Annotated in this window: 19 protein-coding genes; 11 read left to right on the top strand and 8 right to left on the bottom strand. The window is 43.6% G+C overall.

Annotated features, from left to right (window positions below; translation table 11 throughout):
- The first annotated feature begins 27 nt into the window (after nt 1-27).
- The gene (gene metG, locus F8N35_RS13230) at nt 28-2,088 is read left to right on the top strand and encodes a methionine--tRNA ligase (protein WP_293053903.1); all 2,061 of its coding nucleotides are present in this window, start codon (nt 28-30) and stop codon (nt 2,086-2,088) included.
- Nucleotides 2,089-2,183: 95 nt separating this feature from the next.
- Nucleotides 2,184-2,711 carry an RNA methyltransferase gene (locus F8N35_RS13225; RefSeq protein ID WP_293053900.1) on the top strand — a complete coding sequence of 176 codons (528 nt, stop codon included), beginning with the start codon at nt 2,184-2,186 and terminating at the stop codon, nt 2,709-2,711.
- Nucleotides 2,712-2,851: 140 nt separating this feature from the next.
- On the opposite strand, the gene F8N35_RS13220 is transcribed toward F8N35_RS13225, so the two are convergent.
- Nucleotides 2,852-3,187: a hypothetical protein gene (locus F8N35_RS13220; RefSeq protein ID WP_293053897.1), complete on the bottom strand. Its 336-nt coding sequence runs from the start codon at nt 3,185-3,187 to the stop codon at nt 2,852-2,854.
- Between the two features lie 201 nt (nt 3,188-3,388).
- Nucleotides 3,389-4,291 (bottom strand): ethanolamine ammonia-lyase reactivating factor EutA, encoded by a 903-nt coding sequence (locus tag F8N35_RS13215; RefSeq protein ID WP_293053894.1) that lies wholly within the window; start codon nt 4,289-4,291, stop codon nt 3,389-3,391.
- Nucleotides 4,292-4,483: 192 nt separating this feature from the next.
- Between F8N35_RS13215 and F8N35_RS13210 the strand changes: the two genes are divergently transcribed.
- Entirely contained in the window at nt 4,484-5,152 is a 669-nt protein-coding gene (locus F8N35_RS13210; RefSeq protein WP_293053891.1) for a transaldolase family protein, read from the top strand.
- Between the two features lie 118 nt (nt 5,153-5,270).
- Here F8N35_RS13210 and F8N35_RS13205 read toward each other — a convergent pair whose 3' ends face one another.
- Nucleotides 5,271-6,554 (bottom strand): DEAD/DEAH box helicase, encoded by a 1,284-nt coding sequence (locus F8N35_RS13205; protein WP_293053888.1) that lies wholly within the window; start codon nt 6,552-6,554, stop codon nt 5,271-5,273.
- A gap of 284 nt (nt 6,555-6,838) precedes the next feature.
- On the opposite strand from F8N35_RS13205, the gene leuS reads away from it, so the two are divergent.
- Nucleotides 6,839-9,625 carry a leucine--tRNA ligase gene (leuS, locus tag F8N35_RS13200; protein WP_293053885.1) on the top strand — a complete coding sequence of 929 codons (2,787 nt, stop codon included), beginning with the start codon at nt 6,839-6,841 and terminating at the stop codon, nt 9,623-9,625.
- A 65-nt stretch (nt 9,626-9,690) separates the two neighbouring features.
- Here the strand turns inward: leuS and F8N35_RS13195 are convergent, their stop codons facing one another.
- Together F8N35_RS13195 and F8N35_RS13190 are read right to left on the bottom strand one after the other, a co-directional pair.
- Nucleotides 9,691-11,265 carry an Rne/Rng family ribonuclease gene (locus F8N35_RS13195; protein WP_293053882.1) on the bottom strand — a complete coding sequence of 525 codons (1,575 nt, stop codon included), beginning with the start codon at nt 11,263-11,265 and terminating at the stop codon, nt 9,691-9,693.
- 200 nt (nt 11,266-11,465) lie between these two features.
- The gene (locus F8N35_RS13190; RefSeq protein ID WP_068704463.1) at nt 11,466-11,738 is read right to left on the bottom strand and encodes an HU family DNA-binding protein; all 273 of its coding nucleotides are present in this window, start codon (nt 11,736-11,738) and stop codon (nt 11,466-11,468) included.
- Between the two features lie 204 nt (nt 11,739-11,942).
- On the opposite strand from F8N35_RS13190, the gene mutY reads away from it, so the two are divergent.
- The 7 genes from mutY (at nt 11,943) to F8N35_RS13155 (ending at nt 18,545) form a co-directional block, all read left to right on the top strand.
- A complete protein-coding gene (gene mutY / locus F8N35_RS13185; RefSeq protein ID WP_293053878.1) occupies nt 11,943-13,058 on the top strand; it encodes an A/G-specific adenine glycosylase in 1,116 nt (371 codons plus the stop codon).
- 18 nt (nt 13,059-13,076) lie between these two features.
- Nucleotides 13,077-13,526: a single-stranded DNA-binding protein gene (locus tag F8N35_RS13180; RefSeq protein ID WP_293053875.1), complete on the top strand. Its 450-nt coding sequence runs from the start codon at nt 13,077-13,079 to the stop codon at nt 13,524-13,526.
- 123 nt (nt 13,527-13,649) lie between these two features.
- Nucleotides 13,650-14,963, top strand: coding sequence for a gliding motility-associated protein GldE (gldE, locus tag F8N35_RS13175; RefSeq protein WP_293054578.1), 1,314 nt, complete (start codon nt 13,650-13,652; stop codon nt 14,961-14,963).
- Nucleotides 14,964-14,973: 10 nt separating this feature from the next.
- Nucleotides 14,974-15,543, top strand: a complete 570-nt coding sequence (gene gldD / locus F8N35_RS13170) for a gliding motility lipoprotein GldD (protein WP_293053872.1) — start codon at nt 14,974-14,976, stop codon at nt 15,541-15,543.
- Nucleotides 15,544-15,556: 13 nt separating this feature from the next.
- Nucleotides 15,557-16,186: a 4'-phosphopantetheinyl transferase superfamily protein gene (locus F8N35_RS13165; protein ID WP_293053870.1), complete on the top strand. Its 630-nt coding sequence runs from the start codon at nt 15,557-15,559 to the stop codon at nt 16,184-16,186.
- An 87-nt stretch (nt 16,187-16,273) separates the two neighbouring features.
- A complete protein-coding gene (gene sufB / locus F8N35_RS13160; RefSeq protein WP_293053867.1) occupies nt 16,274-17,716 on the top strand; it encodes a Fe-S cluster assembly protein SufB in 1,443 nt (480 codons plus the stop codon).
- Between the two features lie 124 nt (nt 17,717-17,840).
- On the top strand, nt 17,841-18,545 hold the full coding sequence (locus F8N35_RS13155) for an SAM-dependent methyltransferase (RefSeq protein ID WP_293053864.1): 705 nt from the start codon (nt 17,841-17,843) through the stop codon (nt 18,543-18,545).
- A 70-nt stretch (nt 18,546-18,615) separates the two neighbouring features.
- On the opposite strand, the gene F8N35_RS13150 is transcribed toward F8N35_RS13155, so the two are convergent.
- The 3 genes from F8N35_RS13150 to uvrA form a co-directional block, all read right to left on the bottom strand.
- Nucleotides 18,616-19,317 (bottom strand): response regulator transcription factor, encoded by a 702-nt coding sequence (locus tag F8N35_RS13150; protein ID WP_068704475.1) that lies wholly within the window; start codon nt 19,315-19,317, stop codon nt 18,616-18,618.
- A 2-nt stretch (nt 19,318-19,319) separates the two neighbouring features.
- Nucleotides 19,320-20,822: a HAMP domain-containing sensor histidine kinase gene (locus tag F8N35_RS13145; RefSeq protein ID WP_293053861.1), complete on the bottom strand. Its 1,503-nt coding sequence runs from the start codon at nt 20,820-20,822 to the stop codon at nt 19,320-19,322.
- Nucleotides 20,823-21,093: 271 nt separating this feature from the next.
- Complete coding sequence (uvrA, locus tag F8N35_RS13140; protein WP_293053859.1) at nt 21,094-23,925, bottom strand: excinuclease ABC subunit UvrA; 2,832 nt, start codon at nt 23,923-23,925, stop codon at nt 21,094-21,096.
- Nucleotides 23,926-23,928: the final 3 nt, after the last annotated feature.

Below are 23,928 nucleotides of genomic sequence, written 5' to 3'. Positions count from 1 at the left end.
CCATCTCATTTGCTTAACTATAAAGATATGTCTAAGAACTTCAAAAGAACATTGATTACCACCGCTTTGCCCTATGCAAACGGACCCGTCCACATCGGCCACTTAGCCGGAGTTTATGTACCAGCCGACATTTACGCACGTTATATGCGGCTCAAAGGGGAAGAGGTAGTCATGATCGGCGGTTCGGACGAACACGGAGTGCCCATCACCATCAAGGCGCGCAACGAGGGTATCACTCCGCAACAAGTGGTCGATCGTTACCACACCATTATTAAAGATTCGTTTCAGGAGTTCGGCATCACCTTCGATGTCTATTCACGTACCTCCTCGAAAATTCACCATAAAACCGCTTCCGACTTTTTCCGCATTCTGTACGACAAGGGAGAATTTATCGAAAAAACATCGGAACAATATTACGACGAAGAGGCCAAGCAGTTTCTGGCGGACCGCTACATCACCGGCAAATGTCCACATTGCGGCAACGAACGCGCCTACGGCGACCAGTGCGAAGCATGCGGCACTTCACTCAGCCCTCTCGACCTGATTGAGCCCAAATCGGCTATCAGCGGGAGCTCGCCCGTACTGAAAGAGACCCGCCATTGGTACCTGCCGCTCGACAAGCACGAACCGTGGTTGCGCGAGTGGATTCTCGAAAACCACAAAGAGTGGAAAACCAACGTCTACGGACAGTGCAAATCGTGGTTGGATATGGGCTTGCAACCCCGTGCCGTAAGCCGCGACCTAGACTGGGGCGTTCCCGTGCCGGTAGAAGGTGCCGAAGGAAAGGTACTCTACGTATGGTTCGATGCTCCTATCGGCTACATTTCCAACACCATCGAAATGTGCGAGAAAGAGCCGGAGAAATACGGCAACTGGGAGAAATGGTGGAAAGACCCCGAAACCAAGCTGGTGCACTTTATCGGCAAAGACAATATCGTATTCCACTGCATCGTTTTCCCATCGATGTTGAAAGCCGACGGCAGCTATATTTTACCCGAAAACGTTCCGTCAAACGAGTTTTTGAATCTCGAAGGAGACAAAATATCAACTTCCCGCAACTGGGCTGTTTGGTTGCACGAATACCTGCAGGATTTCCCAGGCAAACAGGATGTGTTGCGCTACGTGCTTACCGCCAATGCCCCCGAAACAAAAGACAACGACTTTACATGGAAAGATTTCCAGGCACGCAACAACAACGAACTAGTTGCCATCTTCGGCAACTTCGTGAACCGTGCGTTGGTGCTGACTCATAAATATTTTGACGGCAAAGTACCTGCCGTCGGCGAAGCGACCGACTACGATCGTCAAACGCTCGAAGAGTTCAAGTCGGTACAGGCTGAAATGGAGAAACTGCTCGAAGTGTACCGTTTCCGCGATGCACAGAAAGAGGCAATGAATCTGGCGCGCATCGGCAACAAATACCTTGCAGATATGGAACCGTGGAAGCTGGCGAAAACCGACATGACCCGCGTAGCAGCGATCATGAACCTCAGCCTGCAAATCACAGCCAATCTGGCTATCGCTTTCGAACCGTTCCTGCCCTTCTCGGCACAGAAACTGCGCGATATGATCGGCATGCCCGAATGCAACTGGGCACACCTCGGACATTTCAATCTATTGGAAGAGGGTCATCAACTGAAAGAACCGACTTTGTTGTTTGAAAAAATAGAAGACAGCGTGATAGAAGCTCAGGTACAAAAGTTGCTTGACACGAAAAAAGCTAACGAAGCCGCTGCCTACAAGGCAAACCCGGTGAAAGAGAACGTGGCTTTCGAAGATTTCATGAAGATGGATATCCGTGTGGGTACAGTACTCGATTGTCAGAAAGTGCCTAAGGCCGATAAACTGCTGCAATTCCGCATTGCCGACGGTTTAGAAGAACGCACCATCCTCTCGGGTATTGCCAAATATTATCCCAATCCCGAAGAACTCATCGGTACGCAGGTTTGCTTTATTGCCAATTTCGAACCCCGCAAGTTGCGCGGCATCATGAGCGAAGGAATGATTCTTTCTGCCGAAGATGCGGATGGCAAACTGGTGTTGATCCAACCGAGAATGACTGTAACCAACGGTGTTGAAGTAAAATAATTTTTTCACCACAAAGAGCACTAAGGACTTCACAAAGAAAAATCAAAATAACTTTGTGGTTGCTTTGTGTCCTTTGTGGTTTGATATTTAAAGCGATGCGTAAACTCAAAATAGACGAACTGAACCGCCTCTCGACCGATGAGTTCAAGCAGGCCGACAAACTGCCGTTAGTGGTAGTACTCGACAACGTGCGTAGCCTGCACAATGTTGGGTCGGTATTTCGCACCTCGGATGCCTATCTGGTGGAAGCCGTTTACCTTTGCGGCATCACCTCCACCCCACCCCATGCCGAAATACACAAATCAGCACTGGGAGCGGAGTTTTCCGTCGACTGGAAATATTTTGAACAGACACTCGATGCCGTAGCACTACTCAAAGCCGACGGCTACACGGTTTTCTCTATCGAACAAGCGCAGGGCAGCACCATGCTCACAGACCTTCAGCTAAATCCTAACGGCAAATACGCCGTGATTCTAGGACACGAAGTGAAAGGCGTACAACAGGAGGTGGTCAATGCCAGTGACGGCTGCATCGAACTGCCGCAATACGGCACCAAACACTCGCTCAATGTTTCGGTGACAGCAGGCATTGTGATCTGGGAGTTTTTCAAAGGAATAAAATAAATTCCATACTGCGTAATAAGTAGATAATCTGGTGGCACACACCGACAAGTTCTTTTGACATTCAAGCAGAAATAAGAAAAGGAAAATGACAAAATCAAATTCCTTTCCTGCTTGTACACAACTAAGTAAAAGCAAACTTCTTATTGGACTTTCAACTCTCCGCTTCCAGATCCAAATCGATTGCAGGATGCTTTCACTTTGATTGTACTACCCGCTTTGATATCCGGTAGACTTGCTTCTACGTTTTGCTCTTCTGCCGAAGTTTGTGATGTATATGCCAATTCCTTTACAACTTTCCCATCCACACTAATTGTTATTGTCTTGATATAATGCGTAGTGGGATCTTGAACTTTGTGCACAGCAACAATCTTCAATTTTCCTTCATTATAAGTAACCGTAACACTTTTAGGCGGGTGCGCCATTAATGAAATCGAGAAAATTGAAAAGAAAACAACCAATACAATTCCTTTTTTCATAACGCTTAATTATTTGTAATTTTATATTAATGAAACAGATGCAAAGATAAAGTCAAAAAAACAGTTTGATACTATTGGTTCTTATTCTTTTCAACGGCACAGTAGAAATATGAAATAACGATCAGTAATACAAACACAAAGTCTCTCTCTTCAGGAGAGGTCAGATGCTAAAATTATAAACTAAACTCAACGGTATCATGTCTATTTTCCCGTATTGTTTTGTTGTTCCGACTTGTAAATTGTGTGCAGCAGTCCGTCCACCAGCCCGAAGGTGGGCACGTAAATTTGCTGAATTCCGGTAAGATCGGCGATATGCAGAAAGATTTCCGAAGCCGGAATAATCACATCGGCCCGGTCGGGATTGAGTTCGAAGCGTGTCATGCGTTCCTCCACGGTCAGTTGCTTCATATCCTGATAAATATTTTGCAATTTATCAATATCAAGCATATCTCCTTTTTTCAACTTCGCCAACTTATGCAACTTATTGATATTGCCACCTGAACCGATAATTTCGCGTAACGAATACTGGCTCTTGACTGTGTGCAAAAAATCATTCATCCGTTCCAGTTCTCCGCTTACCACTTTATTGCGTAACATCCGAATAGTACCGATATTGAAGGATGCCGACTCTACTAATTTACCCTTGGAAATAACCGAAAGTTCAGTGCTCCCGCCACCCACATCCACATAGAGGTAATTCCCATTGCGATCGAGACGATCCTCCACATGGCTTTCGTAAATGGTGCGCGCCTCTTCCGTCCCGTCAATAATTTCGATATCGAGTTCCGCTTTTTCCTTCACAGCCGCGACCACCTTGGCCGCATTACGGGCTTCGCGCATAGCTGCCGTTGCACAGACCCGATACGATTTCACTTCGTAGACAAACATAAGATGACGAAAGGCTTTCATCAGTTTAATCAGCTTGCGCATCCGTTTATCACTGATCTTTCCTATCGAATAGGTATCTTCTCCCAGACGAAGCGGCACCCGAAGCAACATCAGTTTTTTGAAAGAAATACCTCCTTCATCTTCGCTCACTACCGAAATGAGCAAACGCACCGCATTTGATCCTATATCTATTGCCGCAATTTTTTGTTCTTCCATGTGTATGTTATTTACCACAAAGAGAATAAAATTTTGTTCCAAAACAGTTACGTTCTTATTGCAATTCCGAGAAACATAAGTTCAACACAGACAATAAGACATTTGCAGATTTTACAAAAACTCCTTTCTCAAATCATCTCATTCCAAATGTTTTAGCGTAAATTTGCCATCAGAACACAAACCTAGTTTATTATGATCTATCTAGCTGACACCGCGAATATTGAAGAAATAAAAAGTTTGCTTCACTATTTTCCGCTGGCCGGTATCACCACCAATCCTACAATTATCGGAGTCGAAAACAAGCCCCTTTCGGTTATTCTTCCGGAAATTATCGAACTCATCGGCGACAAAAAAATGATACACGTACAAATGATCAGTCGCAATGCAGAAGACATGTTGCGTGAAGCAAAAGCCTACAAGCTCAAATATGGTCTCGGAGACAATTATTATGCGAAGATCCCGGTTTCGGCCGAAGGTTACCGCGCGATGCCAATGCTGAAAGATGCCGACATAAACGTTACGGCAACAGCTATCTTCTCTCAACAACAGGCTTTAGTGGCGGCCAGAGCCGGCGCCGACTGGGTAGCTCCTTACGTGAACCGGCTTGACAATATCTCGTCGCACGGCATCGAAGTAGTGCAACACATAGTTGAAAGCATCGAAAAATTCAAGCTCGAAACCAAAGTGCTTGCCGCCAGTTTTAAAACCGTCGACCAGGTACACCGTGTAAGTATGGTTGGAAGCCATGCAGCTACTGTCGGACATGAAATTCTGGAGCGGCTCCGCAGTCACCCGATGACCGACTTGAGCCTCGAAGGGTTTGAGAAAGACGGAGCTCACCTCTATGACATCGAGTTTTGAGCATTGCACACTGAGCACACTGAATAAACAGAAAAACACCGGTTTGGAATTCATAATGTTTTCCAAACCGGTGTTTTGTTATGGCACGGTTATCCGTCGATTCTGTGTTTTCTGTGTACTAAGAAGCTGGCGGAGCCTTAGGCCGTTTCTTTTTATGGAAAGGACGTTTGTTCTTGCTTTTTGCTTCACCGCTTTTTTCGCCCTCTTTTCGAGGACGATTATGGAAAGGTCTTTTCTTTCGGTTCGGATCACCGGTTCTCCATTCGGGAGTCGGGCCGAACTCCTCGGGCAATTGCAATCTGGGTAGTTCTGCTTCTATCAATTGTTCGATGCGGTGCATCTTCTGCATATCTTTCTCGTTGACCAACGTGTAAGCTTCTCCTTCGGTGTTAGCGCGGGCGGTACGTCCGATGCGGTGTACATAATCTTCGGCATCATGCGGAACGTCGAAGTTGATCACCATGTTGATCTCCTTAATGTCGATACCGCGGCTGATTACATCGGTAGCCACCAGAATGCGGGTACGTTTGGAGCGGAAGCCCATCAACACATCTTCGCGTTGTTCCTGATCCAGATCGGACGAAATACCGCGCGAAGCATATCCATTTTTACGCAAGTCGCGTACAATTTCGTGCACTTTGCTTTTGGCTGAGGTAAAAATCAGGATGCTGGAATAATCGGGATGACGGTCGATAATCATTTTCAGCGCGACATTTTTCTGGGCATCGTGCGCCAGACAAACATGCTGTACCACTTTTTCGGCAGGCTTAGAAATCGCCAATGATATTTCGGCCGGATCTACCAGAATTTTCTTGGCCAGCGAACGAATCTTCGGAGGCATGGTCGCACTGAACATCAACGTCTCGCGTTGTTTGGGCAAATGAGTTATAATTCGTTCAATATCATCCAGAAAGCCCATGTCGAGCATTTTGTCGGCTTCGTCGAGCACCAGGTGTTCCAAATTTTTGAAATTACCGTTGCCCATGGCAAGGTGAGAAATCAAACGACCGGGCGTTGCTACAATGATATCGGCACCAGCTTTCAGCGCGTTTTCCTGTTGAGCATAATCGCCGCCATCGCCACCGCCATACACGGCAGCAGAACCGATCGCAGCAAAGTAGGAAAAACCCTGTATCTCCTGATTGATCTGAATGGCAAGTTCCCGTGTAGGAACGATAATCAACGTATTGGTTCCATGAGCCGGTTTCTCAATCAGCTTATGCAAAATAGGAAGAACAAAAGCTGCCGTTTTACCGGTACCCGTTTGTGCACAGGCAATAATATCCTTGTTGTCCAGTATTTTAGGAATAGCAAATTCTTGTATCGGAGTAGCCTCATCGAATCCCATGTAAGAGATGGCATCGAGCAGACTCTCATTCAAATTGAGTTCTGTAAACTTCATTAAGTCTTTAATTTTCTAATAACTTTCAAAGGTACGCAAAAAGTAGGGAAGCAGAAAACCTATACAATTGCGTGACACAGGCCTGTTACACTTTCACAGCAAACAAAACATCTAAAAACGGACGTAAAATAAGGTTCTCCCGAACTGATTATTTATCGCTCTCATACTGTTATCATTCTGTTTTTTATCAAACTTTCCGTAAATTTGCAGTCCGAAAATCTAAACTACAAAAAGAGTTGGATGTAAAGATATTAAGCATCCGGCTCTCAACCTTTATCGTTGATATGGAATACAATTTCAGGGAAATCGAGAAAAAATGGCAGGAGTTTTGGCAGCAAAACCAAACCTATAAAGTTGAAATGGACGAAAAGCGTCCCAAGTTTTACGTATTGGACATGTTCCCCTACCCTTCGGGAGCAGGATTGCACGTAGGACATCCGCTGGGATATATAGCTTCTGATATTTACAGTCGTTTCAAACGCCTGCAAGGGTTCAACGTATTGCACCCAATGGGTTACGATGCCTACGGTCTCCCCGCCGAACAGTATGCCATCCAAACAGGTCAACACCCAGCCGTTACCACCGAGAAAAATATCACCCGCTACCGCGAACAGCTCGACAAAATCGGCTTCTGCTACGACTGGAGCCGCGAAGTGCGCACCTGCAACCCTGATTTTTACAAATGGACACAATGGGCATTTATTCAGATGTTCAACAGCTATTATTGTAATCAGGCCAAACAGGCGCGTCCCATCAGCGAACTGGTAGAAGTATTCAGCCAAAGCGGTACCGAAGGCCTGGATATTGCCTGCACTAACGAGATGTCGTTTACTGCTGCCGAATGGAATACCAAAAGCGAAAAGGAGCAACGCGAAATCCTGATGAACTACCGCATCGCCTACAAAGCCGACACAATGGTAAACTGGTGTCCTGCGCTGGGAACGGTGCTTGCCAACGACGAGGTGAGCGAAGGTGTGTCCGTTCGTGGTGGCCATCCGGTAGAACAAAAAGTGATGAGCCAGTGGAGCCTGCGTGTTTCGGCTTACGCACAACGTCTGCTCGACGGCCTCGACACCATCGACTGGACCGACTCACTGAAAGAGACCCAAAAGAACTGGATCGGGAGAAGTGAAGGTGCCGAAATGAATTTCAAGGTAAAAGAATCCGATCTCGAGTTTACGATATTCACCACCCGCGCCGACACAGTATTCGGGGTAACCTTTATGGTACTGGCTCCCGAAAGTTCGCTGGTGGCTCAACTGACCACCGCTGAACAAAAGCAAGCAGTAGCCGATTATTTAGTCGCCACTAAAAAACGTACCGAACGCGAACGTATCGCCGACAAACGTGTCAGCGGCGTCTTTTCGGGTTCGTATGCCATCAATCCGCTCACCGGCGATGCCATCCCGGTGTGGATCAGTGACTACGTACTGGCCGGCTACGGAACAGGCGCCATCATGGCGGTTCCCGCGCACGACTCACGCGACTACGCCTTTGCCAAACACTTCGATTTGCCCATCGTTCCGCTGATCGAGGGTTGCGACGTGAGCGAAGAGAGTTTCGATGCGAAAGAAGGGATTGTCACCAACTCGCCGGCTCCCGGTAAAGAGATGGAAGGTGGTCTTGTACTGAACGGTCTGACCGTAAAAGAAGCCATTGCCAGAACAAAATTATATATTGCAGAAAAAGGATTGGGTCGTGTGAAGGTAAACTTCCGCCTGCGCGACGCTATTTTCAGCCGCCAACGCTACTGGGGAGAGCCGTTCCCTGTTTATTACAAAGAGGGACAACCCTACATGCTCGACGAAAGCAAATTGCCGCTCGAATTACCCGAAGTGGACAAATACCTGCCTACCGAAAAAGGCGAACCACCGCTCGGACGTGCTAAAAACTGGCAAACAGAGGATGGCTTCCCGCTCGAACTGAACACCATGCCGGGCTTTGCCGGTTCATCGGCCTACTACCTGCGCTACATGGATCCGCATAACGACAAGGCATTGGTTGATAAGAAAGTTGACGCATACTGGCGTAATGTCGACCTCTATATCGGCGGAACGGAACATGCTACCGGCCACCTTATTTATAGCCGTTTCTGGAACAAATTTCTGTTCGACCTCGGTATCGTTTGCGAAGAAGAACCGTTCAAAAAACTGATCAATCAGGGAATGATTCAGGGACGAAGCAATTTTGTGTATCGTATCAAAGACACCAACACATTTGTTTCGCTGAACCTGAAGAACCAATACGATGTCACTCCGATTCATGTCGATGTAAACATTGTTTCCAACGACATTCTCGATGTAGAAGCTTTCAAAAACTGGAATCCGGAATACAAAACTGCCGAATTCATTCTCGAAGATGGCAAATACGTTTGCGGTTGGGCGGTAGAAAAAATGTCGAAATCGATGTTCAACGTGGTGAATCCCGATGACATTGTGGAACGCTACGGTGCCGATACCCTGCGCCTCTACGAAATGTTCCTCGGTCCACTCGAACAGTCGAAGCCCTGGGATACCAACGGTATTGACGGCGTTCACCGTTTCCTGAAAAAACTCTGGAGCCTCTTCTGGAAAGAAGGAACCCTGCAGGTTACAGATGCTGAACCGACAGCCGACGAACTGAAGGCACTGCACAAACTATTGAAGAAGATCAAGGCCGACATCGAGAACTTCTCATACAACACATCAATCAGTGCCTTTATGATCTGCATCAACGAACTTACGTCTCTCAAATGCAGCAAGAAAGCAATTCTGGAACCGCTGGTAGTAACTCTGGCTCCGTTTGCGCCTCACGTTGCCGAAGAACTGTGGCACACATTAGGTAACACCACTACCGTTTGCGATGCCCAATGGGTAGACGCCGATGAAAAGTATCTGGTGGAAAATACAGCCACTTATGCTATTTCTTTCAACGGGAAAGTACGCTATCAGATGCAATTACCGGCCGATATGCCTGCTGCAGAAGTAGAAGCCATTGTAATGAAAGAGGAACAGTCGCAAAAATGGCTGGAAGGTAAAACTCCGAAAAAAGTGATCGTGGTACCGAAGAAGATTGTAAATATCGTTTTGTAATCGATACTCAAGAGCACAAAAAAAGCCGTTTCGGAATCCGAAACGGCTTTTTTATTAGCATGATGTTATAGACGAGTTTCTATTTCTTCTTTCAGGTCTAGTTCATTTCCCGCTGCATCAATAAACGCGTATTGCAGCAGACCGAATTCTTGAGATGGTACTATTTTGTGGCCGAAACCAAACCGGAACTTCCATTTCCATTTCAATGAATAGAATCCGGAATTAATGTAGGCTGCCACATATGGATGCACTTTTAACACAAACTGTTTGGTATTAAGCGTATTTACCAGATAATCCAGCTTCCCTTCAAGTGTATCCGTAAATAAAATGGAAGCTTTGATCTTGCCGGTTCCGAAACAGGTCGGACAGCTTTCTTCAGTATCGACAAACATTGCCGGACGAACCCGTTGACGGGTAATTTGCATAACACCGAACTTACTCAAAGGCAGCACGTGGTGTTTGGCCCGGTCGTTTTCCATCAGTTTCTCCACATGTTCGAACAGCTGTTGACGATGTTCGCTCTTTATCATGTCGATAAAATCGATGGCAATGATTCCGCCGAGGTCGCGTAAGCGCATTTGACGGACAATTTCGTTCGCAGCGGCCATATTCACTTCCAGAGCATTATCTTCCTGGTTATTGTTGGCTTTCGAGCGATTTCCGCTATTCACGTCGATAACGTGCATAGCTTCGGTTTGTTCTATAATGAGATAAGCTCCGCGTTTAAATGTTACGGTCTTACCGAAAAGGGACTTAACTTGTTTGGTAATTCCGAAATTATCGAAAATCGGCAATTTACCATCATACAGTTTGATAATATTTTTCTTTTCCGGCGCTATCAGTTCTACATAATCGCGAACTTCAGCGCACACCGCCTCGTCATTAATATGAATACTTTCGAAATCGGGATTAAAAATATCACGTATTATTCCGATTGTTCGTCCGATTTCTTCAAGGACAGGCGCTATACCTTTTGCTTTTTGAGTCTTGGCAACCGATTCTTCCCATCGTTTTACCAAAATTCGTAACTCATTATCGAGTTCTGCTACCCGTTTGTCTTCGGCTACAGTTCTTACAATAACACCAAACCTACGCGGTTTAATGCTTTGGATCAACTGTTTGAGCCTCATTCGTTCTTCCGCCGACTTAATTTTCTGCGATACGGAAACTTTGTCGGAAAACGGGATCAGCACCAAATACCTACCTGCAATCGACAATTCGGCCGATAGTCGCGGTCCTTTTGTCGAAATAGGTTCTTTGGCAATTTGTACCCATAACTCTTGACCCACCTTCAAAACATCCGAAATAGTGCCGTCCTTCGGGATATCGGCAAATGTTTTGGTTTTAATTATGGAAGGTGTGCGTTTACGGTCAGCCTGGGTTTGTTTAAAAAATTCGGTTTGTGAAAGAAATTGTGGACCTAAATCCTGATAGTGAAGAAAAGCCTCTTTGCCATAACCAACATCCACGAAGGCGGCATTCAGTCCGGGCATCAGTTTTTTAACCCTGCCCACATAAATATCGCCAACCATAAATGATAACGAACGCCCCTCTTTGTTGAGTTCCACCAGATTTTTATCCTCCAGCAGCGCGATCGTAATCTCTTGTTGTTGTACGTCAACGACTAATTCACTATTCACACTTTGTTGGTTTTAGAGTACTTATAATAAACAAAGAACAAACCTACTGCCAGTCTCAGGCCGCCGGTTTGCTCTTGTATGTTCTTAATAAAGACCGCTTACTTTATTTCTTCTTATGGCGATTCTTTCTGAGTCTTTTTTTACGCTTGTGCGTAGACATCTTATGTCTTTTTCTTTTTTTTCCGCTTGGCATGGTTGTATTATTTTACTGATTCAAAAAATGTCTTAGCTGGTTTGAAAGCCGGGATTTTGTGAGCAGGAATCACAATAGTTGTGTTCTTGGAAATATTACGAGCAGTTTTTTGTGCTCTTTGTTTTACGATGAAGCTACCGAAACCTCTCAGGTAAACGTTATCACCTTTTTCCAAAGACGATTTTACGTTTTCCATGAAAGACTCAACAGTCTTCAAGATAGAAACCTTATCAAGACCGGTTTCTTTCGCAATTTCATTAACAATTTCTGCTTTTGTCATTGTTGAAAAAATTAAAAGGGTTATACATTAAATGTGTAAAAATATTGTTGGCTTATGGACTTGCAAAGATATTGCATTAATTTTCAACGACAAAATCTTTTTTCTTTTTTTTTCCAGACCCTATATTTTTTTTCTAAACTTCCGCTTTACCTTTGCAAACCCATTTTTCGGATGTGGATATAACTACTCTCAAAAATGATTGCGATGATTGAAAACGACGATTTGCAGCATATATCTTCCGTTTTGACCAATTGGTACAAAAAGAACAAACGGGATTTGCCGTGGAGGAACATCCATGACCCTTACCGCATATGGATTTCGGAGATCATCCTGCAACAAACAAGAGTAGCTCAGGGATACGACTATTACCTGAAATTCACGCAACAATTTCCTGATGTCCAATTGCTTGCCAACGCTCCCGAAGATGAGGTTCTGAAATGCTGGCAAGGTTTAGGTTATTATAGTCGTGCGCGCAACCTGCAGGCGGCCGCCAAACAGATTATGACGCAACACAACGGCAAATTTCCGTCCGCTTACGATGACATTTTAGCATTAAAAGGCATTGGAGAATACACTGCCGCCGCCATTTCTTCATTTGCGTTCAAGCAACCTTACGCCGTTGTCGATGGCAATGTTTTTCGTTTTTTATCCCGTTATTTCGGCATAGATTCCCCGATTGACTCGGGAGCAGGCAAAAAACAGTTTACCGAACTGGCTAATTCATTGCTTGACAAACAACAACCCGACCTGCACAATCAGGCGATTATGGAGTTCGGAGCCTTGCAATGCACGCCAACCAATCCTGACTGCATACATTGTCCACTCGAAACCAGCTGCTTTGCAAAAGAACACGACAAAATATCCTATTTACCCGTCAAGGAGAAGAAAACAAGGGTAACACACCGCTATTTTCACCATTTAGTTTTCATTTGCGGAGAAGAAACGCTTTTGAGCAAAAGATCAGACAAAGACATATGGCAAAATTTGTATGAATTTCCGCTTTACGAAAGCACAAAACTGTGTAGCTTCGAAGAAATTCTCATGGAGAGAAACTGGCTTAGTGAACTAGTAAAGTTGAATTCTGTACATGTAAGCTATCAGTCGAAAGAGATAAAACATGTATTGAGTCATCAAATAATTCATGCCATTTTTTACGTTATCAATACCGAATGTACGACTTCAGAATTGTCGCACTTTATACCCGTAAAGATCGAACACCTAAATAAATACCCGGTTTCGAGGCTAACTGAAAAATTCCTCAAAAAGTTTAGCGAAAATTTGCCTTATTCAAAAAACAAATATATCTTTACAGCAAATTAACATTTAAAACAGATTAATATGTCGGTTAACAAAGTAATTTTAGTAGGCAATGTAGGAAAAGATCCCGAGGTAAAATATCTTGACAGAAATGTCGCAGTTGCTAATTTCCCTTTGGCTACCACAGAAAGAGGGTACAAAACAGCCAGCGGTACCGAAGTCCCCGAAAGAACGGAATGGCATAATATTGTCCTATGGCGCGGACTGGCAGAAACCGCTGAGAAATATGTAAAAAAAGGCAGCCAGCTCTACATTGAAGGTAAAATCAGAACACGCCAGTGGGAAGACCAAAACGGAAACAAACGTTACACTACTGAAATCTATGCCGACGTTATGCAATTACTCGGAAAACGCGCTGACTCCGGACAAGACAACGGATCGGTTTCTAACAACCAGGCTGCTGCCGCTTCTACCGCAAGTTCTATTGAAGCTCCCGTATCGGATGATTCGGCAGACGATCTTCCTTTCTAACACGCAAAAAGCACTATAGCTCTGCAATAAAGAGTGTCACAGTGGACATTTTTTATTAATTTTGCAAGGACAGGCTGAGGCCTGTCCTTTATTTGTTTTTATCTAATTATCAATTAATTGAATATAGCTGCTATTTTTTCGGAGATAATAGTTCATCCGTTTACCATCGAAACGGTCGGGATAATACTCCTGATGCTTTTATTATTAGTCATCACGGGATTTATTTCTGCTTCTGAAGTCGCTTTTTTTGCCCTCAATCCTCACGACATCAACGAGCTTAACAAAAAAACATTTACTTCAGATGAAATTCTATTGTCTCTCAAAGAGCAGCCGGAACGTCTATTGGCAACAATTCTAATAGCCAACAACACGATCAATGTCGCCGTTGTAATCCTTTCTACGCTATTAGTGAATCACCTGTTCGATTTTTCATCTGCGCCATGGATAGGCTTTCTGGTACAAACGGTTGTAATCACATTTTTGCTTCTGTTAATCGGAGAGATAGGCCCCAAAATTTATGCCCGTCAAAATGCCTTACGCTTTTCGCGTTTTTCTGCGTCTATGCTACGATTTTTAGAAAAAACGCTGAAGCCATTTGCCTTGCTGCTGGTAAAATCGTCCGGGCTGGTAGACAAACGATTAGCTCGCCATAATTCACAAAACCTGTCTATTGACGAATTATCGCAGGCGTTAGAACTGACCACCAAAAATGACGATGATGACAAACAAATTCTGGAAGGTATCATCAAGTTCGGCAGCAAAAGCGTAGAAGAAATAATGACTGCCCGCCTTGACATTGCCTCCATCGACATAAAATCTGCTTTTTCAAAAGTAAAGCAACAGGTCATCGAGTCGGGATATTCACGCATTCCGGTATATCAGGGCAACATTGACACTATAAAAGGAATACTTTATAGTAAAGACCTGCTTCCTCATCTTGACAAAAGCGATTCTTTCAAATGGCAGGTATTGCTGCGTCAACCCTATTTTGTCCCGGAGCAGAAGAAAATTGACGATTTGCTTAGAGAATTTCAGGCAAACAAAAATCATCTGGCCGTTGTAGTCGATGAATACGGAGGAACATCGGGCATCGTAACGCTTGAAGATATTCTGGAAGAAGTTGTCGGCGAAATTGACGACGAATATGATGACACAGAACTTCCATACACGATTATAAATAAAAACACGATAGACTTTGACGCAAAAATCTCACTGACAGACTTTTTTAAGGTCGTCAAAGTGGAAGAAACCGATTTTGATAACATAATCAGCGAAGTCGATAGTCTTGCCGGCCTGATTCTCGAATTAACAGGAGAATTACCTCATCAAAATGATCAAATTGTGTTCGGAAGATATACCTTCGACATTCTTGAAGTAGACGAACGCCGCATTATAAAAGTACGGCTAACATTGTCGGATCAGCCGGCAACAGAATAATAAAAACAGCATGAAATTCAAATATTTAGCACCATTAATTTTTTTCGTTCTGCTGATAACGGCTTCGTGTTCAAATCCGACGCCCAAGCCTTATGGATATTTTCGGATAGCGCTACCCGCAAACAACTACCGTGTCTTCGACAAAAACTATCCTTATTCATTTGACATTTCAACATTTGCCATCGATTCTGCAGTAAAGCATGAGCAGGGTGAATATTGGCTCAACATTGAATACCCAGCACTCAAAGGATGCATCTATTGCAGCTACATGCCCGTCAGGAACAACTTCAGAACCATTGCCGAAGATTGCCGGAAATTTGTTTACAAACATACGGTAAAAGCCGAGGCTATCACCGAGCAACCATATGAGAATCCAGATCGCAAAGTATATGGAATTCTTTATGAAATCAAAGGCGATGCCGCTTCGCCAATCCAGTTTATGCTAACGGACAGCACGCATCATGTGTTAAGAGGTGCGCTCTATTTCGATGCAGTTCCAAACAAAGACTCCATTGCTCCGGTACTTAATTATGTTCGCAAAGATATTATTCGTCTGATTGAAACAACCAGATGGAAATAAACTGCTGTCAATTATGTTGCTTGAGAAAAAGACAATCGCAGACGGTACGTTGATCGGTATCTGGAAAATCGAAGAAACGGAAGAACAATTTTTGCAGCTTTTTGAAGAAACGGCTCCGCTTTTAGAAGAGATAAAAGATGTTGCCAATCCGACTAAAAGATGCGAAAAACTTGCAGTAAGAGCGCTTTTCAAATTTCTGACAGGAGAAGAAAAGAGAATCGTTTACATGCCTTCCGGGAAACCGGCGCTACTCGACAGATCGTTTAACATAAGCATTTCGCACACAAAAGGATACGCTGTCATTGCACTCAACAAACACCGGATTGTCGGCATCGATATCGAAGCTATGAGCGACAGAGCTCACCGTATCAATCATCGCTTCATGAATATTAAAGAACGTGAAGCTCTTGACAAGGACCGTGAACCTGTCGTATCTTTGCTGCATTGGTCGGCAAAAGAGACCGTTTACAAACTTCTTTCGAGAGAAGGAGTGGATTTTGAAAAGGAGATTTTAATACAACCGTTTGAATTAAAAGATAAAAAACTAAAAGCTTCCGAGAGTCACACCGCTGACCGAAAGGAGTTTACAATATATTTTGAGGTTACCCGTAGCTATGTACTGACAATGGGCATGTACATATAGTCTCTGTTCACTGCAGAACTATAAAAATCAAGCGAACGTTTAACCGGAATCGTTGAAATTTGAAACTTTGAACCCGAATTTTACATTATGTCAGATAACATTCAAAACATCACCGACTTAACCGACAAAGAATACAAATACGGTTTTGTCACTGATATAGAAACCGAAATAATCCCCAAAGGTCTGAACGAAGACATCATACGGCTTATATCGCAGAAAAAAGAAGAGCCCGAGTGGCTGCTTCAATTCCGTCTCGACGCATACAACCATTGGTTGACGATGGAAATGCCACACTGGCCTCATCTGAAAATCCCGGAAATAAACTATCAGGACATAGTCTATTTTGCAGCGCCTAAAAAGAATGCTCCGAAATCGCTGGACGAAGTAGATCCGGAACTGTTGAAAACTTTCGACAAGCTCGGAATCTCGTTGAATGAACAAAAACAATTGTCGGGGATTGCCGTGGATGCGGTAATGGATAGTGTTTCGGTGAAAACTACTTTCCGCGAAACTTTGGCCGAACTTGGCATTATCTTCTGCTCATTCAGCGAAGCGGTGAAAGATTATCCCGATCTGGTAAAAAAATACCTCGGATCGGTGGTTTATTACCGCGATAACTATTTTGCAGCGCTCAACTCGGCTGTATTCAGCGATGGTTCGTTCGTTTATATTCCAAGAGGCGTTCGTTGTCCGATGGAATTATCGACCTACTTCCGTATCAACGCAAAAAACACCGGACAGTTTGAACGCACGTTGATCGTTGCAGAAGACGACAGCTACGTTTCGTACCTTGAAGGTTGTACGGCTCCGATGCGTGACGAAAACCAGCTCCACGCAGCGATTGTTGAGATTTACATACACGATCGCGCCGAAGTGAAATATTCTACTGTTCAGAACTGGTATCCCGGCGACAAGAACGGCAAAGGCGGCATCTACAACTTCGTAACCAAGCGGGCTCTTTGCAAAGGCGTTGCTTCTAAAGTATCGTGGACACAGGTAGAGACAGGCTCAGCCATCACCTGGAAATATCCCAGCTGCGTTCTGGCCGGCGATAACTCATCCGGCGAATTTTATTCTGTAGCCGTTACCAATAACTACCAGCAGGCCGACACCGGAACCAAAATGATTCACCTTGGCAAAAACACCAAAAGTCATATTGTTTCCAAAGGAATTTCTGCTGGCAAAAGTCAGAACAGCTACCGCGGATTGGTTCGGGTATCACAGAAAGCCGAGAATGCCCGCAACTATTCCCAATGCGACAGTCTGCTGTTGGGTAGTGAATGCGGAGCTCACACTTTCCCTTATATGGAAGTAAGCAACGACTCGGCTCAGATTGAACACGAAGCTACCACTTCAAAAATCGGCGAAGATCAGATTTTCTACTGTAATCAACGCGGAATCTCTACCGAAGATGCTATTGGACTGATTGTAAATGGATATGCAAAAGACGTTCTCAACAAATTGCCGATGGAATTTGCCGTGGAAGCTCAAAAGTTATTACAAATATCATTGGAAGGATCTGTTGGATAATTTTTTAATGATCAATGATTAATGGTTAATTATTAGTGACACGTCAAAGCTATTATCTTTTGCTCAAAGGTATTAATCCCGAAAAGCAAACTAACCACTAATCATTAACATTTAACCATTTACAATGTACGGAACTCTTTACCTTATACCAACAACCATGGGAGAATGCGATCTAAACCGCGTTCTCCCTTCTCATAATGCCACGATAGTAAATTCGTTGAAACACTTTATCGTCGAAGACATCCGAACAGCACGTCGCTTCCTCAAAAAGGTGAACCGCGAAATCGATATCGACTCGCTGGCCTTTACCACGCTTAACGAACAAACACGCGCTACAGAATTTAGTGATCTATTAAAGCCTCTACTTGAAGGGAAAGACGTAGGTGTAATCTCCGAAGCCGGTTGTCCCGCCATTGCCGATCCCGGAGCCGATGTGGTACGTTTAGCACAGGAAAAAAGCATCAAAGTAGTACCCCTGGTGGGACCGTCATCTATTTTACTGTCATTGATGGGCTCCGGCTTTAACGGGCAAAATTTTGCATTCGTCGGTTATTTGCCCATCGAACCTCACGAAAGAGGCAAAGCTCTAAAAATGCTGGAAAAGAGGGTTTATTCTGAAAATCAAACTCAAATTTTCATTGAAACTCCATACCGGAACATAAAACTGGTGGAAGAGATCATCCGGAATTGCTCGCCGCAAACCAGGTTGTGCATCGCCGCCGATATTACGCTCGAATCCGAGTATATCGTCACCAAAACGGTTGCCGCGTGGAAACGCCAATTGCCTGACATACAAAAAAGACCCACTATTTTTCTACTGGGAAAATAATACATTTAAAACACAAAACGGCTGTCCGATTTTATTCGTGACAGCCGTTTTTGTATTTTCAGGAAACCAATTATTCTTCTGCTTTCGGAGCAATCAGTTTGTAACCTTTACCGTGGATATTGATAATTCCAACTTCAGGATCTTCTTTCAAAAGTTTACGCAGTTTAGTGATGTAAACATCCATGCTACGTGCATTGAAGTAGTTGTCGTCAATCCAGATAGTACGTAAAGCAAAGTTACGTTCTACCATTTCGTTCACGTTGGCAGCCAACAAAGTAAGCAATTCTGTTTCTTTTGTTGTCAGTTTGATTTGCGAATCGTCAAAAGCAAGAATCTGACGTTGTGTGTCGAAGGTATATTTGCCAAGGATATAGGTATCTTTTTCTTTTACCTTTTTACCTTTTGTACGGCGGGTGATAGCTTCAATACGGAAGATAAGTTCTTCCATGCTGAAAGGCTTTGAAATATAATCATCTGCACCGGCTTTGAAACCTTCAAGAATATCTTCTTTCATTGTTTTAGCAGTCAAGAAGATAATAGGCACATCGGATTGCAAATTACGAATATCTTTTGCCAATTCGATACCATCCTTTTTAGGCATCATAACGTCAAGAACACAGATATCATATTTTTCTTTAGTAAAAGCCTTATAACCGGCTTCACCATCGGGAGCCAAATCAGTTGCATAACCCTTTGCCTGCAAATATTCCCGTAACAACATGCTCAGATTTTCATCGTCTTCGCAAAGCAAGATTTTGGTCTTTTCGTCCATAGTTAATTTTGTTTAAGAGTTGGTAGTGTGATAATAAATTTAGTGCCAATATTTGGTTCGCTTTCTACTTTTATAAATCCATGATGAGCATCTACAATCTGTTTGACATACGCCAGTCCCAGACCAAAGCCCTTCACGTTGTGAACATTCCCCGTCGGCACACGGAAAAATTTATCAAAAATATGCTTTTGATACTCCTTCTTGATTCCTACTCCGTTATCTTGAATGGAAATCATCAGATTCCCTTTTTCATTCCATGTTTTCACTGTGAGTACCAGGTTGCTTGGTGTATATTTCACAGCATTGTCCATCAAATTGTATAACACGTTCGTAAAATGAGTTTCATCAACCAAAGCGTAAGATTCTTCTGCTTCCAAGTCTGCAATCAACTGTCCGTGTTTTGCATGTACCTTGACCCAGAAATTTTCAAGGATCATATTCAGAAGATCATTGATATCCCGCTCGGTCATTTTGAGATTCCCATTACCCCGTTCAAATGTCGACATCTGAAGGACTTTCTCAATGTGAAAGCTCAATCGTTTTGTTTCATCGACAATTACCCGTGTGTAATACTTCAGCGTGTCCGTCGTTTTGGACACAGCCGGATCTGCAAGCATCTGAGCCGCCAATGAAATAGTCGAAACCGGAGTTTTCAGCTCATGGGTCATATTGCTTACAAAATCATTCTTTATTTCATTCAATCTTCTTTGCCTAAAAATCAACCATATGGAAACCATGCACGAAATCAGCAATATAAACGACAATATAGCCCATGGTAATAATAACGTCAAAGAGTTGCGAAACATGTTTTTCTTGATAGGAAAACCTACTGCCAGATAAGCCGATTTGCCGGTTACAAGGTCATTCGGGAATAATTTTTGGGTGTATTCATTTTTATGCACCACCGAAATACTATCTGCCGAACTATTATAGACCTCATTACCTTTTTTGTCTATTAAACGAAAATAATAAGGAGTTATTACTTCGTTATTTGCTAATTCTTCCTGCAGTAATGCCGTCAATTCATTTATGTTTACGCGCTGAGCTAACGCTTTAGCTGCAGCTTCTTTCATTCTTCGCCAGGCAACCGTCTCAACCAATTTGCGTGAATGAGTAAATGCCTGTGCTAAAAGAGTCTGTCTGTATTTAGATGTCGCCTGAATAGACGATGCCGGATTCGAAATTGAAACCGTAGGTTTTGATCCAAATGATGTGGTATCAATATTTACTCCGCTGGCCACCTGATTTGAGTCCATCAGCGCCGACGTTGTAAGTTTTCCCAGTTTTGCAATTTCTGCTGCTCCCAGCTCCTGATTCAGATATTTTGAAGCCTCAGATTCTTCAAGATCAAGAGCAACCTGATAAAGACTTCTCTTTACATTGGAGTCAAACTGTTCCTCCATTAATGAAGACATCTGCAAAAGATAACGGAACTGAATGAACACCAATCCGACAAAAGTAATGCTCATTGTAGCAAGGAGAATCCAAATCACTATTTTCTTCATAAATTCTCTGTTTCTCCTCCAATCAACATTTTTTCATCAATATTATACCTGACAAAATTAATGTAAAAGAGAAGGATTGATTTTTACTTAACAAGATTTAACGCGCCTAGATTTTAACATTTCAGAAAATGAGGGCTTGGATTTAACTTTTTAACCTGCCTTATAGTTAAAAGCACGAATTTGTGTTAATTTTCACCCTCTATTTTAACATTTAGACCTCAAAAGTAACACACAAATGTATGATTTGTGCCATTATCATACCGCTTTTTTCTTAAATCAGTTCGTTTTTCAGAAAAACAGCTGTGCAACTCTTTGATTTTTGAACTATTTCTTCGGGAGTTCCGGTGTCCATAATTTGCCCTCCGGCTTTTCCACCATCCGGTCCAAGATCGATAATATAATCGGCAGATTTAATCACATCCGAATTATGTTCAATCACAATCACCGTGTTGCCTTTGTTTACTAAACGATTGAGAACGCTTAATAGTACACGGATGTCTTCAAAATGTAACCCGGTAGTTGGTTCATCTAATATATATACGGTATTCCCTGTATCTTTTTTTGCCAATTCGGCGGCCAGCTTGATCCGTTGACTTTCCCCTCCCGACAGAGTAGATGACGGTTGTCCTACCTTTATATAACCCAGTCCAACATCCTGCAGCACCTTCAGCTTGTGCGATATTGAAGGAAGAGCCTCAAAAAACTCGACGGCCTGATTAATCGTCATATCCAGCACATCTGCAATAGACTTGCTTTTATAGCGAACTTCCAGTGTTTCCCTGTTGTAGCGTTTTCCGTGACATTCTTCGCACGGCACAAGTACATCCGGCAAAAAATTCATTTCGATTGTCTTGTAACCATTTCCACCACAGGTTTCGCAACGACCACCTGCGATATTGAACGAAAAACGTCCGGGTTTATATCCCCGGATTTTGGCCTCCGGTAGGGTAACGAACAAGTTACGGATATCAGAGAAGATTCCGGTATAAGTCGCCGGATTGGACCGTGGAGTTCGCCCGATCGGAGACTGGTCCACATCAATCACCTTATCCACATGCTCCAATCCTTCTATGCTCTCGTAAGGAAGAGGATCCTGCAATGAATGATAGAACTTCTGACTCAATATCGGATGCAAGGTATCATTCACCAAAGTAGACTTGCCGCTTCCTGAAACTCCGGTCACACAAATAAGCGTTCCCAATGGAAATGAGACATCCACTCCTTTAAGATTATTACCAGTTGCTCCTTTCAATGTAAGGAACGTACCGCTGCCTTTACGACGTTGAGCCGGCAATTCAATTTTGCGTTTACCGTTTAAATAATCTGATGTCAGGGTACTGCATTTCAACATTTCAGCCGGAGTCCCGGCAAAAACGAGTTCGCCACCATGACGACCCGCCCGTGGCCCGAGATCAATAACGTAATCGGAAGCCAGCATCATATCACGGTCGTGCTCTACCACTATTACAGAGTTGCCTGTATCCCTCAATTTTTTCAGAGAATCGATCAGGCGTTCGTTATCCCGTTGATGCAAGCCGATACTTGGCTCATCAAGAATGTATAACACATTCACCAATTGCGAACCAATCTGCGTTGCCAAACGAATTCGCTGGCTTTCACCTCCCGACAGCGACATCGAGTTACGGTTGAGCGATAAATAACCCAACCCCACATCCAGCAGAAATTGCAAACGCGAACGAATTTCTTTCAGAACTTCTACCGCGATGGCTTTTTGTTTGTCTGACAGGAATTGCTCCACCGTACCACACCATTCGTACAAGTCGGTAATATCCATGTTCGCCAGATCAGAAATCGTCTTGTCATGAATACGGAAATGACGCGCTTCCACATTTAACCTGGTGCCTTTACATTCCGGACAAACTGTGATCTTTACAAATTGAGAAGCCCATTTCTGCTCGGTGGCAGAAGCATCACTATCGTTTTGCAGAGCAATATATTTTATAACACCTTCATATGACGCAAAATAATTGGAAGCGCCCAGTGAGCCGTTTTTGATATTCAGCGGCTCGTTTGTTCCGTTCAGAATTTCGTCGAGCGCTTCTTCAGGAATGTCCGAAATAGGTGTTTTTTCATTGAACCCATATTTCGCACCAATAGCATCTATTTGCCAGAAGATGAGCGAATTTTTATGTTTACCAAGCGGGACGATCCCTCCTTGCGCAATACTCAGGGTACGATCCGGTATAATTTTATCGATATCAATCTGATTGACATATCCCAACCCCTTACATTTAGGACAAGCTCCCTGTGGCGAATTGAAGGAGAAATTGTGAGGCGCCGGTTCGCTGTAAGAAATACCGGAGGTTGGGCACATCAATTGACGGCTAAAATGGCGGACATCGTTGGTTGCGTAATCCAGCAACATGATAGTTCCATTGCCCTGATGCATCCCGGTTCCGATAGAAGATTTGAGCCGACGGTCATCCTGCTCGGCAACCACCAATTTATCAATCACCAGCTCTATATCGTGATTTTTATAGCGGTCGACCCGCATTCCCGGCATAATTTCTTTTATCTGTCCATCGATTCGTACATGCAGGTATCCCTTCTTTCTGACTTGCTCAAACAACTCTTTATAATGTCCCTTGCGGTTCCGAACCAAAGGCGCCAGAATATAAGTTTTCTTACCATCGTAGTGCTTAAAGATGAGTCTGAGAATCTCTTCGTCGGTATATTTCACCATCTTTTCCCCGCTTACATAAGAATAAGCTTCTCCGGCACGGGCAAAAAGCAGACGGAAAAAATCGTATATTTCGGTTGTTGTTCCTACTGTAGAACGGGGATTCTTGTTGGTAGTCTTTTGTTCGATAGAAATTACCGGACTCAATCCTGTGATGTTATCCACATCGGGGCGTTCCAGATTTCCGAGAAAATTGCGGGCATACGCAGAAAACGTCTCGATATAACGACGCTGACCTTCGGCAAAAATAGTATCAAAAGCCAGCGATGATTTGCCGCTACCGCTCAATCCGGTAATCACCGTCAGTTTATTGCGGGGTATGGTCACATCAATATTCTTCAGGTTGTGTACCCGGGCACCATACACCTCAATCAACTCATTTTCTTCTATATCTTGTTGCATTTA

The organism is Paludibacter sp., assembly GCF_009712605.1.
In the GTDB taxonomy this organism is placed as follows: Bacteria; Bacteroidota; Bacteroidia; order Bacteroidales; family Paludibacteraceae; genus Microbacter.
Note: the sequence above shows the minus strand (reverse complement) of the source record. Positions and strands in the feature narration are given on the sequence as shown.

Excerpts from the sequence above, each read along its gene's own strand:
- sufB (WP_293053867.1), top strand. The coding sequence starts at position 16,274 with ATGTCAGATAACATTCAAAACATCACCGACTTAACCGACAAAGAATAC.
- mutY (WP_293053878.1), top strand. The coding sequence starts at position 11,943 with ATGATTGAAAACGACGATTTGCAGCATATATCTTCCGTTTTGACCAAT.
- F8N35_RS13165 (WP_293053870.1), top strand. The coding sequence starts at position 15,557 with ATGTTGCTTGAGAAAAAGACAATCGCAGACGGTACGTTGATCGGTATC.
- F8N35_RS13190 (WP_068704463.1), bottom strand. The coding sequence starts at position 11,738 with ATGACAAAAGCAGAAATTGTTAATGAAATTGCGAAAGAAACCGGTCTT.
- F8N35_RS13220 (WP_293053897.1), bottom strand. The coding sequence starts at position 3,187 with ATGAAAAAAGGAATTGTATTGGTTGTTTTCTTTTCAATTTTCTCGATT.
- F8N35_RS13145 (WP_293053861.1), bottom strand. The coding sequence starts at position 20,822 with ATGAAGAAAATAGTGATTTGGATTCTCCTTGCTACAATGAGCATTACT.
- leuS (WP_293053885.1), top strand. The coding sequence starts at position 6,839 with ATGGAATACAATTTCAGGGAAATCGAGAAAAAATGGCAGGAGTTTTGG.
- gldD (WP_293053872.1), top strand. The coding sequence starts at position 14,974 with ATGAAATTCAAATATTTAGCACCATTAATTTTTTTCGTTCTGCTGATA.
- metG (WP_293053903.1), top strand. The coding sequence starts at position 28 with ATGTCTAAGAACTTCAAAAGAACATTGATTACCACCGCTTTGCCCTAT.
- F8N35_RS13205 (WP_293053888.1), bottom strand. The coding sequence starts at position 6,554 with ATGAAGTTTACAGAACTCAATTTGAATGAGAGTCTGCTCGATGCCATC.
- uvrA (WP_293053859.1), bottom strand. The coding sequence starts at position 23,925 with ATGCAACAAGATATAGAAGAAAATGAGTTGATTGAGGTGTATGGTGCC.
- F8N35_RS13155 (WP_293053864.1), top strand. The coding sequence starts at position 17,841 with ATGTACGGAACTCTTTACCTTATACCAACAACCATGGGAGAATGCGAT.
- F8N35_RS13215 (WP_293053894.1), bottom strand. The coding sequence starts at position 4,291 with ATGGAAGAACAAAAAATTGCGGCAATAGATATAGGATCAAATGCGGTG.
- F8N35_RS13225 (WP_293053900.1), top strand. The coding sequence starts at position 2,184 with ATGCGTAAACTCAAAATAGACGAACTGAACCGCCTCTCGACCGATGAG.
- F8N35_RS13150 (WP_068704475.1), bottom strand. The coding sequence starts at position 19,317 with ATGGACGAAAAGACCAAAATCTTGCTTTGCGAAGACGATGAAAATCTG.
- F8N35_RS13210 (WP_293053891.1), top strand. The coding sequence starts at position 4,484 with ATGATCTATCTAGCTGACACCGCGAATATTGAAGAAATAAAAAGTTTG.
- F8N35_RS13180 (WP_293053875.1), top strand. The coding sequence starts at position 13,077 with ATGTCGGTTAACAAAGTAATTTTAGTAGGCAATGTAGGAAAAGATCCC.